At 46.2% G+C, this 17,585-nt stretch carries 14 protein-coding genes; 1 reads left to right on the forward strand and 13 read right to left on the reverse strand.

The features are described 5' to 3' along the window. The 10 genes from H6A27_RS02825 to H6A27_RS02870 form a co-directional block, all read right to left on the reverse strand. A partial coding sequence (locus H6A27_RS02825) for an ATP-binding protein (protein WP_204507594.1) occupies positions 1–800 on the reverse strand: 800 nt, incomplete at its 3' end. Positions 801–1,204: 404 nt separating this feature from the next. Then, on the reverse strand, positions 1,205–2,749 hold the full coding sequence (locus tag H6A27_RS02830; protein WP_204507595.1) for a leucine-rich repeat domain-containing protein: 1,545 nt from the start codon (positions 2,747–2,749) through the stop codon (positions 1,205–1,207). Between the two features lie 39 nt (positions 2,750–2,788). Next, positions 2,789–4,660, reverse strand: coding sequence for a metallophosphoesterase (locus H6A27_RS02835; RefSeq protein WP_204507596.1), 1,872 nt, complete (start codon positions 4,658–4,660; stop codon positions 2,789–2,791). Between the two features lie 83 nt (positions 4,661–4,743). After that, a complete protein-coding gene (locus H6A27_RS02840; RefSeq protein WP_204507597.1) occupies positions 4,744–4,923 on the reverse strand; it encodes a hypothetical protein in 180 nt (59 codons plus the stop codon). 14 nt (positions 4,924–4,937) lie between these two features. Then, entirely contained in the window at positions 4,938–5,936 is a 999-nt protein-coding gene (locus H6A27_RS02845) for a fimbrillin family protein (RefSeq protein ID WP_204507598.1), read from the reverse strand. Between the two features lie 62 nt (positions 5,937–5,998). Then, complete coding sequence (locus H6A27_RS02850; protein ID WP_204507599.1) at positions 5,999–6,148, reverse strand: hypothetical protein; 150 nt, start codon at positions 6,146–6,148, stop codon at positions 5,999–6,001. 563 nt (positions 6,149–6,711) lie between these two features. Then, positions 6,712–8,496 (reverse strand): helix-turn-helix domain-containing protein, encoded by a 1,785-nt coding sequence (locus tag H6A27_RS02855; protein ID WP_204507600.1) that lies wholly within the window; start codon positions 8,494–8,496, stop codon positions 6,712–6,714. 86 nt (positions 8,497–8,582) lie between these two features. Then, positions 8,583–8,957, reverse strand: coding sequence for a NifB/NifX family molybdenum-iron cluster-binding protein (locus tag H6A27_RS02860; RefSeq protein ID WP_204392682.1), 375 nt, complete (start codon positions 8,955–8,957; stop codon positions 8,583–8,585). A gap of 24 nt (positions 8,958–8,981) precedes the next feature. Beyond that, positions 8,982–9,359 (reverse strand): MarR family winged helix-turn-helix transcriptional regulator, encoded by a 378-nt coding sequence (locus tag H6A27_RS02865; protein WP_154044569.1) that lies wholly within the window; start codon positions 9,357–9,359, stop codon positions 8,982–8,984. A gap of 3 nt (positions 9,360–9,362) precedes the next feature. Continuing rightward, entirely contained in the window at positions 9,363–11,822 is a 2,460-nt protein-coding gene (locus H6A27_RS02870; RefSeq protein WP_204507601.1) for an FAD-dependent oxidoreductase, read from the reverse strand. Positions 11,823–12,290: 468 nt separating this feature from the next. Here H6A27_RS02870 and H6A27_RS02875 point away from each other — a divergent pair, with 468 nt between their 5' ends. After that, entirely contained in the window at positions 12,291–13,661 is a 1,371-nt protein-coding gene (locus H6A27_RS02875; RefSeq protein WP_204507602.1) for an ATP-binding protein, read from the forward strand. 97 nt (positions 13,662–13,758) lie between these two features. Here H6A27_RS02875 and ettA read toward each other — a convergent pair whose 3' ends face one another. The 3 genes from ettA to panB all read right to left on the reverse strand — a co-directional run bounded on the left by ettA (position 13,759) and on the right by panB (position 17,569). Continuing rightward, positions 13,759–15,447: an energy-dependent translational throttle protein EttA gene (gene ettA, locus H6A27_RS02880; protein ID WP_204507603.1), complete on the reverse strand. Its 1,689-nt coding sequence runs from the start codon at positions 15,445–15,447 to the stop codon at positions 13,759–13,761. A gap of 9 nt (positions 15,448–15,456) precedes the next feature. Next, a complete protein-coding gene (locus H6A27_RS02885) occupies positions 15,457–16,629 on the reverse strand; it encodes an MFS transporter (protein WP_204507604.1) in 1,173 nt (390 codons plus the stop codon). A 118-nt stretch (positions 16,630–16,747) separates the two neighbouring features. After that, on the reverse strand, positions 16,748–17,569 hold the full coding sequence (gene panB / locus H6A27_RS02890; RefSeq protein ID WP_204404802.1) for a 3-methyl-2-oxobutanoate hydroxymethyltransferase: 822 nt from the start codon (positions 17,567–17,569) through the stop codon (positions 16,748–16,750). Positions 17,570–17,585 lie beyond the last annotated feature (16 nt).

A 17,585-nucleotide genomic window follows, 5' to 3' on the forward strand; every position in this document is an offset into this window, starting at 1 on the left:
CTGTCGCTGAAATGATAACCGTCGTATTGTCCTTTCAATCTTTGCATCATCTCTTCCTCCGTACAATGATAAACGGATGCCATATCCCTGACAGGCTCGGAGAAATAATTCCGGAGCTCTTCCTGAGTTATGCCGCAAAGAGTCTCGTAGCGGGCATCCATGCTGATGTCGTCAGGCTGGTTGAAGCCGCTGAACACGCTCACCTGAGAGAATTTCGTTACTCCCGTGAGAAGCACGAACTGGAGGTGGCTATCGGCCACCTTGAACACGGAATAGAATCCTTTCAATACGTTACGGTGACGGTCTTCAAGACCGTAATCAGTATCAAGTACATCCAAGATAGGCTTGTCGTACTCATCAATCAGGACTACGGCACGACGGCCTGTCTGTTCGTGGGCGGCACGAAGGACTTCCATAAAACGTCCTCCCAAGTCAAGACTGTCAGCATCCGAAACAAGACCATACTGCCTTTCCCAATCCCTCACATAAGCGTACAGGCGTTTCTCCAGAACGCCTTCATCCAAGAAGTTGGAACCATTGAAATCCACATGGAACACCGGATGTACATTCCAGTCCTTCTCCAGGCTGTCTATCTTCAGTCCCTTGAAAAGTTCCTTATGCCCTAAGTAATAGTTCTTTAGCGTGGAGACAAGAAGGCTTTTACCGAAACGCCGCGGACGGCTAAGGAAATAAATCTTGCCTTCGTGGGTAAGTTTATATACCAGGTCGGTCTTGTCGATATAGACATAACCATCTTCGATTATCTGCTCAAAGCTCTGGATTCCTATCGGGTATTTCATGTTGTTCAATTAATAATTAAGAATTAAGAATTAAAATTTAGGGACGAAGCCGATGCACGTTTGGAACAAAGATACGAAAATAGGCAGAAAAACAAAAGAACTGAAATTTTATTCTTTCGTTTCTCTGCCTGATATATTACTCTTTAACACGTTACCCTTTCACACGTTACCGCAGATTTGTAATCACGTTACCCTTTCACACGTTACCGCAGATTTGTAATCTGCGGTATAATAGGATATGGTAGATTGCAAATCTGCCAGAACAGTAGTTGCGACTCCGCACCCGCCAAACGGCAGATTGCAAATCTGCCGGAACACTAGGGGCTGGAACCGAAATATTTTCATCTATTCGCGGTACGATGACACTAAGGGCTTGCTACCAACCTATGTCGGCTGATTCCGGTTTACTGCAATACGGGTTCTCCGCCGTCATCTTCGTAGCCGTTATGTCCGGCTTCGACAGGACTCGGTTTAACATTGGTTGTGACATTGCTGTTTTCATCTGAATACATGTTTAACATCCTGTCCCAAAACTCCTTCTTGGTGTCCCACAATGTCAGGGTCAGTTGCTGATTATCTTGCTGGTTCCCGCACTTCAAATCCCCCAAATATGCGTTATTGGTTATATCGAGAGCCGTCATCTTGTTGCCATGACACCACAAAATTTGAAGCTCTTTCAAAGTGCTGACATCCAACGAGACAAGTTGATTACCGTTGCACTCCAAATCCGTCAGACTGGTCAGCCCGGTTACATCAAGGGTAGTCAGTTGATTATCGCTGCAGAATAAATTCTTCAGACTGGTCAGCCCGGTTACATCAAGGGCAGTCAGTTGATTATCGTTGCACACCAAAAACTTCAGACTGGTCAGCTTGGTTACATCAAGGGTAGTCAATTGATTATCCATGCAATCCAAAGTCTCCAGATCGGTGAAGTACTCAATGCCGGCAAGGCTGGTAATGTTTTTATTTTGCAAAAACAAGAAAGTTCCCCCATTCATTATTATTTGCATTCGGTTATTCTCATCCAGGGATACGGTGCCATCGGGGTTCGCCCTCCAGCCGATATTTGGGTTGAATTCTTTCACGGCATTGGCAAACGCCGCATTGAGGGCCTCGGTGAAATTGGCGATATCCAGTGCGCCCAGGTTGGTAATCTTTCCGGCGGTGAAGGTCACCTCGCTTTGGGTGGTCTTGACGTATGTCTTGCCGCCTTCACCCATATAGTTCAGGGTAATGCCGCCCGTCAGCGTGCCGGGAGCCACGACGAAGTAGTACTCCTCGCCTCTCGTGAAGGTTCCCGTCAGCGTTACCGACCGGGAAGCGCTTCCCGTGGCGGTCAGCGTACCATCGGCGATGGTATAGGTCAGCCCGCCTGACAGTGCATCGCCGGTATTATTGGCGGTCAGGGTAACTTCCGTCACACCGTCTGCGTCCACGGTGAACTTGGCCAGGGCGCAGAGGTTCCGGAACGTCAGATTTTTGCTGCCGTCCGTCGCCTGTGCCCACGAGGGGTTCAGCCCATTGGCAAAGCCGCCTGCCGTGGCTGTCTGCGTGGCGGGCAGGGTGAAGGTGATGGCATCGTGGGTGAGGGTCAGCGTCCCGTCGTCGGTGTAGGGATAGAAGGCGGTGTAGGTATCGGTCTCGGCTGCCTCGCCTTTCAGGGTGGCGGTGCTGCCGCTGACTTCGGTTGCTTCAAACTTGCAGATGGTTTCCGTTCCGTCGTAGATGGCTACCAGGTCGCCCTGCGTCCAGTTTACGGCATGGCCGTCCTCGGCCAGCGAGGTACGTGTCTGCGGTGTTCCGGCGGTAAAGGTCATGTGTACCTTCCCCGTGCTGCCGCTTTCGTTGTTCTCAATGATTTCTTCGTTGCCGCAGGCTGCCAACAGCAGGGCCAGTGCGGTCAATAGAATGTGTTTTGCTTTCATATTTTCCTTGTTTTCATTTGTCATTTCTTTTTTATTGGTTCAATGCGTTACGTTTCAAGCAGGTCAGTCTGCCCCTTTATCATAATTCAAGACAATACTTGTTTCGTCACCGCATGTATTCGATTCATCCCCATCGCATCTGGTCACCCATTTATAAGTCATCTGCACAGTCTTTTCACCGGTACGTTTCAAATTGACAGTAAGGAATTTCAGTTCTTGGGTATTCATACCTCCCGCACAAACAAATTTCACGATACTCTTGCCATTTGTCGTTATGTATGTACTTTTCCCTACATTCGGTGTTATGTAATCGTTACTATGGTCATGACCGGTCAGCAGGAACACATTGGTATAACCTTCGCATAATTCATCCAACGATTCATAACCTTCTGAATCGTTGTAATGGAATGCTATGAATATGATTTCGTCTTTATTCTCAGGCAGGTATTTTTTCAGGAACTCCGCTGAGTAGAACGGATTATTCTTACTACGGGAATACTCATTCTCAGGATGGTCTAAATTGCCATATCCGGGATAAAGATTCAGCATGAAGAAATTCACAGGTATCGTATCAGCATATCCGTTTCCTCTCAGTTGGATTTTAAAGCAATAATGTCCGTTCTCCTTATCTGCTGCGTCTTTAGAATCATTGTCACCAAAATGGAAATCAGGCAACCAATTCTTACGTACATCCCGATTACGGTCCTTAACAAAGTTTCCTACATTGGCAGAGAAGGAAAAACAATAGACATCATGATTTCCCCATCCTTCACACATCGGCATGCAATTTTCCTGTTCCATCACCGGAATAAAACAATCCTTATACTTGTCCAGCTGGTTGTTTTTAGTTCCGGTAGTTATATCCCCCTGGATAATGGTAAAGCTTCCACCTTCTTTTTCCAGCAATGCCTTCTCCAGATTTACCAGACGCCGGTCCGAGCTATATTTCTCCTCAATCAAAGCCTTATCTTCTCCCTGGTAGTCTCTCAGCTGTACCCCTTTTGTTTCAGGCGGTACGATATCCCCTTCTTCAGTGGCTCCCAGATGTAAATCTGAAATGGATGAAAAGGTCAATTCATCGACTCCCGAATAGGTTACAGGACATACCGTTACTGTAAAGACATCCTCTACAGACATACCGGAGCTTACCTTCACGTCTGCAATATATAGATTTTCAGCATCCTTATACGGGGTTATCGTACGGTTTCCGACGTTCTTGAAGACGGTATTATCGGTAGCTGCCTTCTTGGCTTCCATTACGGTAAACGTTACCCCATCCGGACACATCCATACGAACGGTTTGTCTTTCGGAAACAATTTCGTCGAAAAATTATCACTGCACCGATGTTTCTGTCCATCCAGCTTCTCTTTGTGACACGGCACTTCCAGACCTCTGTGTTGCTTTGTCAGCTGCATATTGAACTCGTTGGTATCCTTTTCCGTAAACGAAAGGGCTATCTGCTCACCTTTACCGTCAGTCGGCGATAAAGTGACGGAATATTCGTTGCTCAAAAAACTGAAACCACTGCCTTCTCCAAGGTTTCCCATGTCCTTGCTGCCAAGCCACCAGTTGTTGTAGCCTCCTGCCGTATGTCCTTGCGCGATTATCCAGTTCTGGTTACTCTTATACTCTTTTCCGTCCGCTACTACCAGCAGTGTACCTTCGACCGCGAAATTCAATTCATCCGGCCAATCTCCGTGATTCTTTGTAGCTGTAGCCTTACCGGGGAGTACCTTGTCCTTGAACCAGCCTGCCACACTTCCAGAACCTTTACGTCCGGCCTTTACCGTTATTTTCCAACCGCCCGAATCTTTACAGGCCTCCGTCACCCCTTCAAAACTCTGGCCGCTTGTAATGGAGTGGCCTATAACGTCAAAACGGAAGGAACTTATTTCATTACAGAAAAAATAAACGTCATTATCATGTGTTTTCATGCTTATAAAAATATGAATGGTTTCCGGGCACAAATACTCCTGCCCGGTATAGGAGTTTCAAGTTCTGACCTGATATACCAATCTCAGTCTGCCCAGATGGTTTCTCCTCCTGTAACGGTGATTTCAGAAGAATCGCCGCCGTAGCTGATGGGGATATCTTCCTTGTCACACGAGGCGACCCCGAGCGGCAGCGCCCGGAAAAGATGTCTCATTGTATTCATACACTTGAATTTTACATGGATTTCGTTATTCAGCGTTCTCAATTTTCAGCCAGCTCCTACCACTCTATATCATTGTCGGTCTCTGTAAAGCCATCGTGATTCACTCCTTCAAACCGCAGCTCATTGTCGAGTGTCAGATTCAAGGTATAGAATTTTCCGGGAGTCCATTTGCCGTCTGTCAAGGAAAGGCCGCTGCCGTCAGTAATGGTAAAACGGTCGCTTACATAACTTCCACCGCCTGTGGTCAGCACCACTTTCAGAACGGTTCCATCGCCGAATGACGCGCCGGGCAGCGTAGCCGTATAGGCAGTCAGCATTTCGCCCGACGCAACGGTACAATCGGACAGCGTCACTCCGATACGGGAATCGCCTTCGTCCGCATAAGTGGCCGTTACAGACGCTCCGTCTGCTGTCAACGTAACACTACGGCCGAAAACCCCTCTGCCATTCTCCGCTTCCACCCCGATACCGGTTATGGTTTCCGCTCCGGAGTTAAGATTCTTCACCCGGAAGCGTAACAACGAACCCAGGTGTTTGAAACTGAAAGACGCGGTACGTTCGGCCGTAGCCTGCGCCCGGGCGTACATGGGCATCCGCAGGCCGATATGCTCCGTACTGTTATTCCCTGTCTGTACGACATCCTCCTCGGGCATCGTGAAGGTATAGCTTCCACCTTCAGCGGCAGTATAGCCAGTAGTAGGAATTGCGGCCAGCAACCAGGTTCCAGCTTCTGCCTCGAAACCGCTTTCCGCCCCGAAATCGGCCTGACGTCCGTCATCCGAAATTGTATTCTGATCGATGGTAAAAGTATAGCCCGTCTGTTCACCGTCCTTGTAGACCAGGTGGGCTTCCTCAGACTTATTCTCCCACTTGAATGTCAGCGCGTCGCTGTCGACGGTGGCACGGGTATCGTTTCCGCCTATCCGCGAAGTAGCCCGGAACGGACGTTCCTGGCTGGTATCATCATCTTCCTGTACTCCGGCAGTATCACAACCGGTTACAGCACATGCTGCCGCCAGCAGGGGCAGCAGCCATTTTGCATGTAGTCTCTTCATTCTGTTTCCGTTCTGTTGTTTAATCAGTCATTCGTTTTCAAAATCCTTACCGGAAGGTTTTATTACCAATGAGCTGTACTGCCCAAGGAGCCTCCATCCTGATAATCTTCTCCGCTGGCACACAGGATGCCTTCGGCCTGCATTTCGATGATTTCACACTGTGGGGCTTCGTAAACTTCTCCGTTCATTTTTGTTTCTTCAATTGTTCTCATAATAATAATGTATTAATTAATGAATGAATAAATAATAATATCAGTTGTACCATTCTTACTACAGACTATGTTCACCACTCTCCCCATAACGCCGTATCAGAAAATCCAGCGTCGCGACAGACAAGTGCTCCAACATCAGTTTATGGGCCAAAGCGTCGAAGGTGTTGTCGAAGCGACGGCAGTACACCGGATGTTCGCCCTGCTCCGCACAGCGTAACAAGAAGGCCTCCCGATCCTCCCCGCCGCTATAATGGATATGACGTTTTACCCCGCGAAAAGTACTCCGGGTGATATAAATCCAGCAGGTGTCTGAAGCAAAAAGATTCATCGTATACACATCTGTTTTAATAATGTGGCGTGAAGGTAAGAATTGGCGGGGAAAAGCTATGTTGTATACGCAATTTCTTTTGATGTATACGCAAAACACTAATATTCAATGAAATAGAAACAAACTTTTTTATCATCAGACTGCATCTGCCACAACAATGAGGCGTTTGTGTTACCGCAGATTTGCAATCTGCGGTGAATATGGCAGATTGATTGCAAATCTGCCATAACAATGATTAATCAACCGGCTCTTCGGTAACCAGTTTACGGTATTCGCCAGGGGTAATGCTATAATAGATACGGTAACAACGGGTAAAGTTACTCTGCGACAGGAAACCACAGGCCACACTGATGTCCGCCAACGATATTTCAGGATGATGGTCCAGCAGATAGCGGGCATGTTTCACCCGCATATCCGAAACATACTGTGAGACTGTTTTCTGCGTACAGGCAGTTATGGCATCGGCCACGTAGGTGCGGTTGGTACCCAGTATTTCCGCCAGCTCGTCGCGTCCCAATTTAGGCTGACGCAATATTTCCGCATCGGCCAGCAACGCTTGCAGGCGGCGGAAGAGCTGCATCTCGCGCGACAGTTCATCAGCGGGCTGTTCAGTCTTGGCCTGTCGGGCAGCCTCCTCGGCACGCCGCTCGGCTTCTTCCTGACTGCGGATGCGTGCCACCAGCTCGCGGTTCTTCTGACGCAGGCGGCGGTGATGCACCACCAGCAGCACGCACAGGGCCAACAGCAACACGGCTACTGTCAGTGCAGACCCGGCCAACGTGCGGGCACGGCTCTGCTCGGCCAGGGCCACGCGCTTCTCCTGCTCCAGCTCGTCCAGGCGGTAGAGGCGCGACAGGCGGTTAAGCTGAGCGTTCGAGGCGGCTGTCTGCGCACTGTCCGCAGCTCCGGCGTAGAGGTGATAGCTGTCGGCAGCCTCGGCATACTTACCTTCGGCTCGCAGGACATCGGCCAACGAACGGTAGTAACGAGCCATGCGGGCCTGGTTGCCCCGGCTGCGGCTGTAGTCGGCCAGCATGCGCAGGATGCGTTCGGCCTCGGTGTTGTTTCCTGCCAGGCGCTCGTAGCGGGCCAGCGTGTATTGTAGTTCCTCCTGCTGCGAGGGGTCGGCATACATGTTGTTATAAAGGAGCATCGTGTCGCGCCAGGCGGTGGCGGCAGGCAGGTCGGCCCGGCTGATGAGCACCTTGAGGCGGTACATGGCGTTCTGCACCCGCAGCACGGGATTGACGGCGATGCCTTTCATCACCTCCCACTGATGAATGTAAGCAGGCAGAGAGTCACTCAAGGCCAGAGCCTCATCGTAACGTCCCCAGCCTTGCAGGATGTTGACGAGGTTGAAGCCGCTGCGGGCTGCCAGTCCGGGCGAACCGTAGCGGATGGCCCCGTCGAGGGCCTGGCGGTAGTGGCGGGCGGCCACGGAGTCCTGACCGTTGCTCAGGTAGCACTGGCCGAAGTAGAAGTCGGCGTTCAGCAGCCCGAACGGGTGGTTGTGGCGGCGGGCATAGTCGGCCATGCCGCGCAGGGAAAGGACAGCATCCACGTAGTCGCCCCACACGAGCAGGCGGTCGGCACGGCGCGCCCAGGTGGAATAGAGCAAGGAGTCGTCGGCCTGTGCCTGGTAGTAGGCTATCAGCTCGTCGGCGGCACGCAGGAAGCCCGGCTTGTCGCCCGTCATTTCGTAGCGTGAAAGCATGGCTGAGCGGAACACATAGTCGAAGTGCTTGCTGCCGGTGGCCACGGCACGCTCCAGTCCGCGCCGCTGCATGTCGAAGAAGGCGGGCGTCCGGATGCTGTCGAACATCTGCATGGACAGGGCGTAGAGGGTGCTGTCGCCGAAGTAGCCGTCCTGCTTCTGCGCCCGCAGGCTGCCCACAAAGAACAACATGACAAGAAAAAGCGTCATGCAGGAACGCATCCACTTAAGGATAGTCCTGCTACAAGTGAAAGAAATAGTCCCGAAACGAGATACAGAAGAGGATATTATAAGTTTTACGTACATGTTCGATTCTTTTATCGGGACAAAGGTAAGAAACTGTCTTGATAATTCTACACAGAAAGTCTATAATTTTGTTCCCATATCAGATATCAATGATTATGACACTCATGTCCGTCCTCACCATGATGGCTGCATGCCTCGCCAGAGTCTTTCAACTCACCTTTGAGATAAGCCTCAACCACATCCATCACAGGACCGCTGCAACCTCTCACCACCTCGATTCCGCAAGACGATAATTTGTTTAGGGCACCCATACCCATATTACCAGCCAGCATAAGTGTTATGCCGTCTTCCTGAAGCTGGTATGCAATGTTCGACTTGCATCCGCATCCTTCCGGAGAAGGCATGATTTCTGTTTTTGCAACTTCATTATTATCATTGACAGTTATAATCGTGTAGAACGCACAATGTCCGAAATGGTCGTCAATATTGCCATTTCTTGTCGGTAATGCTATTTTCTTCATATATCTATAAATTTAAAATAATACTTACATTTTTTCTCCATGACCGCACGCGAAGAACTCACTCAAGAGTTCCGGTACGGGAAGACCTTCGCACTTCAGTTTCTCCATACACTGCATGGCCTCTGTTGTGAGAGAGAAATAAATCTGGCGTTTGTCCTTGTCGCCGAAATCCCTTATCAGAAATCCCTTGTCCTCTATCGAGCGAAGGACCTTTGAGAGGTGCGACGACTTAAATCCCGTGATTTGTGAAATCTCTCCTGCGGCAACTTTCCTGCTGCCAATGCTGCACATCACCATAGCCTCGTTGAGTGATATGCCGTAAATCTCCATAAGGCTATCCTCCAGTTCGGTGATAGCCTTATAAAGTTCACGCATCTTGCATATACATGATATTTTCTCCATGCGTCAGATAAACAGATTTACGTTTGACTCCTGTGCTCTGTCCATGTATGTAGCTACTCCTCCTATCGTTACATTGTCGAGCAACTCTTCTTTCTTCACTCCCATTACGTCCATCGACATCTGGCAGGCGATGAACTCTACGCCATTGTCGATAGCCTGTTGTCTGAGGGATTCCAGCGATTCGATACCCTTGTTCTTCATGATGTATCTCATCATCTTAGAGCCTATACCGCCCATATTCATCTTCGAGAGTTTGAGTTTCTTAGAGCTTGAAGGCAGCATCATGCCGAACATCTTTCCGAAGATGTCTTTCTGTACACTCGGCTTGCGTTCCTTCTTGATGGCATTAAGTCCCCAGAATGTGAAGAAGATAGTGACTTTCTTCCCTGTGGCGGCAGCTCCGTTTGCCAGTACGAATGTGGCAAGAGCCTTGTCGAGGTCATCGCTGAAAAGGATAAATGACTTTCCGTCTGCCGAAGATTGCTGCTTTACTGCCTCTGCGGCACATGCCGTAGCCTTCTCGATTACCACCTTATATATACCTGCAGAAGGTGAAGAAGATATGAACTTATTACCCGTAGTGCGGCACCATGATTCTGCATCTCTTGGGAAACCGGCATCTGTAGCTGATATCTCAAGTCTTTCACCCGGTTTGAGTCCTTCCATTGTCTTTTTCAGTTTCAATATCGGACCAGGGCACTGCATACCGCATGCATCAACCTTTATGGTCTTTGCTTCGCTCTGTTCCACTACACACGAACATGCCTCTTTTGCTTCGGCAGCACACTTCATGGCATCATCGCCGGGAGTGCAGACTTTTGTCACGGCTGCCTTGTATGTCTTTACACCACCTATCAGATTGCGCACATCCTTGAACCCGTTTTCCTTCAGAATGTTCGATGCAAGATAACCTCTCAACCCTACTCCGCAATACAGGAACACAGGTTTGTCAGTCGGTATCTCGCCCATTCTGTCACGCATATCGTCAAGAGGGATATTTATCGAACCGTGGATATTGCCCAAAGAATATTCATCAGGAGTTCTCACGTCTATAAGAGTGACTTTCGAAAGATCTGCATCACGAAGTTCACGCCAGTAAAGCGGAGTCATCTTGCCCGAAAGGATGTTTCCTGCCACATAACCTGAAACAGCCACAGGGTCTTTGGCTGACGAGAATGGTGGAGCGTACGCATGTTCCAGTCTTGTAAGGTCATACACCGTACCTCCGTTCTTCACTACCAAAGCATACTCATCTATACGCTTGTCCACACCGTCATAACCCACAATCTGCGCTCCGTACAGACGACCGTCCTCCGGTGAGAAAGTAATCTTTATATCCATCTGCAATGCTCCGGGATAATAACCGGCATGTGAACCTGAATGTATTGTAGCCGAAAGATACGGTATCTCCATCTGTTTCAGACGCTTTGCAGGAAGACCTGTAGAAGCTACAGTAAGGTCGAACACCTTGGCAATGGCTGTTCCTATCGAACCTTCGTATTTCACCTTGTTGCCGAACACCATATTGTCGGCCACAATTCTTGCCTGACGGTTTGCCGGCCCAGCAAGGAAGTTTAGCCATGGCTTGCCTGTTACGGGATGAGGGAACTCTATGGCATCGCCCACCGCATATACGTCGGCATCCGATGTCTGAAGATATTCGTTCACATAGATACCCTTCATTTCGCCCAGTTTCAATCCTGCCTCTGCCGCAAGTCTTGTCTCCGCGCGAACACCGATAGAAAGTATCACCAGTTCGGCGGTAAGCGAAATTCCGGACTTGAAGTTTACATCGAGGGAAGTACCGTTATCCTTGAAAGACTCAACCGCCTGTTCAAGATACAGCTTCACGCCCTGCTGCTGCAGATGTTCGTGCACGAGTGCCGCCATGGAATAGTCGATTGGTCCCATCACCTGATTTGCCATTTCCACTACAGCCACTTCCATTCCTGCATGTTTAAGGTTTTCAGCCATCTCAAGACCGATAAAACCACCACCCACAATAACGGCACGCTTCACAGTGTTTTTGCTGATATATTCCTTGATTTTGTCAGTATCGTTTACGTTTCTCAGTGTGAATATCCCTTTGCTGTCTATTCCCTGCAACGGCGGAACCACCGGAGATGCTCCCGGCGACAACAGAAGTTTGTCGTACTGCTCGGTATATTCTCTGCCGTCCTTGGTACGTACTGCAACTGTCTTATTCTTCACGTCAACCGATACAACTTCCGAATTTGTTCTAACGTCGATATTGAATCTCTTGCCGAAAGCCTCCGGAGTCTGAACGAAAAGTTTATTCCTGTCGTCTATCACTCCGCCGATATAATATGGCAATCCACAGTTTGCATACGAAATGTACTGCCCTTTCTCGAACATGATAATCTCAGCCTTCTCCGTATTTCTGCGGATTCTTGCCGCTGCAGTGGCACCTCCAGCCACACCTCCTACTATAAGATACTTCATAATGTATTATTGTTTTATTCACCGCTTTAAATATTTTCCATCGGAAACTTTTGCAAAGAAATAACTATTTTCCCAATAAACAAAATGATTAACATTTATTACGGTTGTAATAGAAAGAATTAATCACACGGAGAAAAACTTATCATGGGCATGAAATAAAACATTTTTGATTCGACATTTTCTATAAATACAGATTATTTATATGTATATACAACTTATATTTATATATCTACAAATTGTGTTTTTATAAATATAAGTTGTAGATAGAGATTTTGTAAGGTTATTTGCAGGTTTGTAACTTGAATCTTTATTATAAATATGGTATTAGGCCAACCATACATTTTCCATTTTACGACAAAAAACGTCTAAAACATTTTCCATTTTACGACAAAAAACGGGCTAAAACATTTTGCCATATCATGAATTTACAGTATTTTAGTACACATAACAATATAATTATCAGTTATCATGGCAGTAGATAGAATATTCAAAAGAAAGATATATGATAGGATGATCAAATGGAAAGCAGAAAGCAATGGTAATACCGCTCTCTTAATAAAAGGAGCACGACGTGTCGGCAAATCAACTATAGCTGAAGAATTTGCACGCAAAGAATATGAATCATATATTCTGATTGATTTCTCAATAGCAGACAAAAGCGTAAAAGAATTGTTTAATCAATTATCCGATCTTAACTTCTTTTTTTTACGTCTACAATCACTATTCAACACCTCATTGCATCAAAGAAAATCCGTTATAATTTTTGATGAAGTACAACTTTACCCTCCGGCAAGACAGGCAATAAAACACTTGGTAAAAGACCATAGATACGATTATATAGAAACCGGTTCCCTACTTTCAATCAAAAAGAACGTAAAAGGCATTCTGATACCAAGCGAAGAAACCAGAATATCAATGTATCCAATGGATTACGAGGAATTTCTTTGGGCAGTAAATAAAGCTCCAACATTCGAACTTATACAATATTCATTCAACAATCTAAAATCAATGGGAGATGCTGTAAACAGAGAATTAATGAAAGATTTCCGTTTATACATGCTCATTGGAGGAATGCCACAAGCTGTGAATGAATATTTAAACTCAAATGATTTCTCTACTGTAGATGCAATTAAACGAAATATTCTGGAATTATATATGGATGATTTCCGAAAAATAGACCCTACAGGTAAAGCCTCACGACTTTTTCTCTCTATCCCTTCTGAATTATCACGCAACACAATGCGTTATAAGATCGGGAGCATAATAGAAAATGCCACAGCTTCACGCCTTGGAGAATTATTGATGGATATGGCGGATTCGATGACTGTGAATTTTGCATATCATGCTAACGATCCAAGTGTAGGCTTACCACTTCATGCAGACTATGATTGTTTCAAGATGTTCCTGAATGATACAGGATTGTTTGTAACTTTAGCATTTATGGATAAAGACTACACCGACAATGACATATATCGTAAATTACTTTCCGATAAATTAAGTACAGATTTGGGATATGTTTATGAAAATGTTATTGCACAAATCCTAAAAAGCTCAGGAAACGAATTATTCTATTATACTTTTAAGGAAAAAGTTGAAAAAGTCAATGCAGAGGACAACCCTGTTGTACGCAATTATGAAGTAGATTTCTTATTATCCCGAAAAGATAAAATCTGCCCAATTGAAGTCAAGTCATCGGGTTACAATTCCCATAAATCATTAGATAAGTTTCAGGAAAAATATTCGTCCAGAATAAAGAACCGTTATCTTTTATATACAAAAGATGTACGCAAAGACAAAGATATATTATGTCTTCCTGTTTATATGGCAGGACTCTTGTAAAGTATTAGCTTTTATTGAACTTAAAACCAAAATAAAAAAATTAAAGCCGCTGAAGAACTATCTCCAACGGCTTTAATCATATTATCATGTATATCTATCAATCTTCCATCAGCTTGCGGTAACGTACCCTCTTAGGTTCTACATTACCCATGCGCTTCATCTTGTTTTCTTCGTATTCGGTATATGAACCTTCGAAGTAGAACACTTCACTATTGCCTTCGAAAGCAAGGATGTGAGTACAGATACGGTCGAGGAACCAACGGTCGTGGCTGATTACTACGGCACATCCCGCAAAATCCTCAAGACCTTCTTCAAGGGCACGAAGAGTATTTACGTCAATATCGTTTGTAGGCTCGTCGAGAAGCAATACGTTGCCTTCTTCCTTCAGTGCCATTGCAAGGTGAAGACGGTTTCTCTCACCGCCTGAAAGCATTCCGCAAAGTTTTTCCTGATCAGCACCTGAGAAATTGAAGCGACTCAGATATGCGCGGGCATTGACATCACGGTTACCCATACGGATAAGGTCGTTTCCGCCGCTTATCACCTGATATACAGTCTTGTTAGGGTCGATATCCTTGTGCTGCTGGTCAACGTATGCCACTTTTACAGTTTCTCCGACTTCGAATTCGCCCTTATCAGGAGTTTCTAGTCCCATAATCAGACGGAAAAGGGTTGTCTTACCGGCTCCGTTAGGACCGATGACACCTACTATACCGTTAGGCGGAAGCATGAAGTTGAGGTCATCGAACAGAAGCTTCTCGCCGTATGCCTTAGCCACATGCTTGGCTTCGATAACTTTGTTGCCGAGACGTGGTCCGTTTGGAATAAAGATTTCAAGTTTTTCTTCCTTAGCCTTAACGTCTTCGTTGAGGAGTTTGTCGTATGAATTAAGACGTGCCTTACCTTTGGCCTGACGTGCCTTAGGAGCCATGCGTACCCATTCAAGCTCGCGTTCGAGAGTCTTGCGGCGCTTGCTGGCTGTCTTTTCTTCCATCTCCATACGCTTTGTCTTCTGTTCAAGCCAGCTTGAATAGTTACCTTTCCATGGAATACCTTCGCCACGGTCGAGTTCAAGAATCCATCCTGCAACGTGGTCGAGGAAGTAACGGTCGTGGGTAACGGCAATTACTGTACCTTCATACTGCTGCAAGTGCTGTTCCAGCCAGTCAATACTTTCAGCATCAAGGTGGTTGGTAGGCTCGTCAAGAAGGAGGATATCAGGTTTCTGAAGAAGGAGACGGCACAATGCCACACGGCGGCGTTCACCACCTGAAAGATTCTTCACCAACTGGTCTTCAGGCGGACAGCGCAGTGCGTCCATAGCACGTTCCAGCTTGCTGTCGAGGTTCCATGCGTCTGTAGCATCGATAATGTCCTGCAATTCTGCCTGGCGCGCGAAGAGTGCATCCATCTTCTCAGGGTCTTCGTAATATTCCGGCAGACCGAATTTATTGTTGATTTCTTCATACTCTGCCAGTGTATCTACGACTTGCTGAACACCTTCCATTACTACTTCCTTCACAGTCTTTGTATCGTCCAGCTGCGGTTCCTGAGCAAGATATCCCACTGAATATCCAGGCGAGAATACCACTTCGCCCTGGTAGCTTTTCTCAATACCGGCAATGATTTTCATCAAAGTTGACTTACCGGAACCGTTCAAACCGATGATACCGATTTTTGCTCCATAGAAAAAGGATAGGTAGATGTCTTTCAATACCTGCTTGTTGTTCTGGAATGACTTGCTCACTCCGACCATTGAAAAGATAATTTTTTTGTCGTCTGCCATATTCTTTATTTATTTAATTGTTGAATTGATTTCCATTCTTTTCTGAAAATATCTGCGTGTAAACAGAATATAACATAATAGACCAAGCATACATAACAGGCCTGCCAAAGCCATAGGGCTTAAATCGTAATATCTGCACGCATAAAAGCCTAAAGTAACACCAATCATTATTCCGGTTTCCCACATCAGCTGATATGTGTGGTATCCCGTACCGCGTTCGCAATGTTTCGGCAACTTTATCATTATTTTCAGAAACTCACACATTGCAGAGGCTACTCCAAATCCCATCATGACGCCTGCAACACATAATGTAAGAGTCTGCGTATAAGCTGAAATGATATATACAGATATGGTCATTATTGTATAGCCTGATACTACACGTACTATACCGTCTGCCTTTCTCTTTATAGCTTTTGGAATGAACCAGAAGATTATAAATCCGAGTGCAATACAAAGATAGAAAAAAGAATCGGGTTTATATGAAACAACTGTTCCCAAAACAAAAGGAACGGTCATCATATTTATTCCCGGAGGAATGTTGCGGAACAGTATAAATCTGTCGAAAGAAAACAATGGCGGTTCGAGGGGGGCACGGAAACAAATCTCAATCATCGACACAAGAAACAACGCCACTCCGGCAAAGCCTGCCGATATGTACATCATATTGTTCAAGGAGAAAATGGAAGAAAAAAACAATCCTCCGGACGCTCCCAACAGCATACCTATACCCCCTGAAAAAGCGAATACCCAATTGGCCTTGCTCCTGAACGGACTTGGTGTGACATCAATGACCAGCGTACTCCCTGTCACCATTAGCGCTATGGCAAACAATACTCCCTGAAGGGCACGCAAGGTATATATCATCCACATCTGGTCTGCGTAAGGATACAGCAATCCGAGAAGCGCAAACAACATAATACTCCTTGTACATACACTTTTTCGCTTAAATGCATCTACAAGGTAATTGTTTACCGCACCAGGCAAAAACAATGCTATACCAAACAATGAAGATACGAATGCCGCACCGGTTGGTGAATATCCCCATCTGCCTACTATCCAGGCTTGCAGCACAGGAAACAGCATATACACGCTTATGTACAATAATACATTAGACAGAATGAGAAGTACGAAATTCTTATTCCAAAATCCTTGCTCAACAGTATTATAAGAAGTGTTGTACATACATTACTGTAAAATTAGGGAAACATTATAAAAAAACATAGGACCAACAAATGAAGATACTTTTACCTCAATAAATAAGGTGTTCTTCATTTATTAGTCCCAATCCTATATGTTAGAATTAATATTGTTCTGATTCATTAGGGAAATCACTCGATTTTACATCCGAGACATACTGTCCTATAGCATCGGTCATTATTGTATGCAGGTCTGCATATCTGCGCAGGAACTTAGGGCTGAAGCCTTTAGTCATTCCGAGCATATCCGTTACCACCAGTACCTGTCCGTCAACGCCGCCACCTGCTCCGATTCCGATTACAGGAATTGTAAGTTCTGAAGCGACTCTTTTGGCAAGCTCCGCAGGTATCTTTTCAAGCACAAGAGCAAAACATCCTGCCTCCTCCAACAAATGAGCATCACGTACAAGTTTCTCTGCCTCAGCATCTTCCTTTGCACGAACAGTATATGTTCCGTATTTGTTGATAGACTGAGGCATGAGTCCCAAATGTCCCATTACAGGCATTCCGGCACCGATAATTTTCTTAACAGTATCGATTATTTCCTCACCACCTTCGAGTTTAAGCGCATCGGCATGTGTTTCCTTCATTATGCGGATAGCGTTACGCACTCCGTCGTAAGCGTCGGCCTGATATGTTCCGAAAGGCATATCCACTACAACCAAGGCACGTTTAACACCTCGCATAACAGACTTGCCATGATAAATCATCTGTTCGATTGTTATAGGCAACGTTGTGACATTACCTGCCATAACATTCGAAGCCGAGTCTCCAACAAGGATTACGTCAACTCCCGCTCCGTCAACAATCTGCGCCATAGTGTAGTCGTATGAGGTAAGCATAGAAATTTTCTCACCTCTCTGTTTCATCTCTGTCAAACGGTGTGTGGTAACCTTACGCACATCACCAGATAAATATCCTGCCATAATTTAATTTCAATTA

This window comes from Bacteroides caecigallinarum (genome assembly GCF_016902295.1).
GTDB classification, from domain to species: Bacteria; Bacteroidota; Bacteroidia; order Bacteroidales; family Bacteroidaceae; genus Phocaeicola; species Phocaeicola caecigallinarum_A.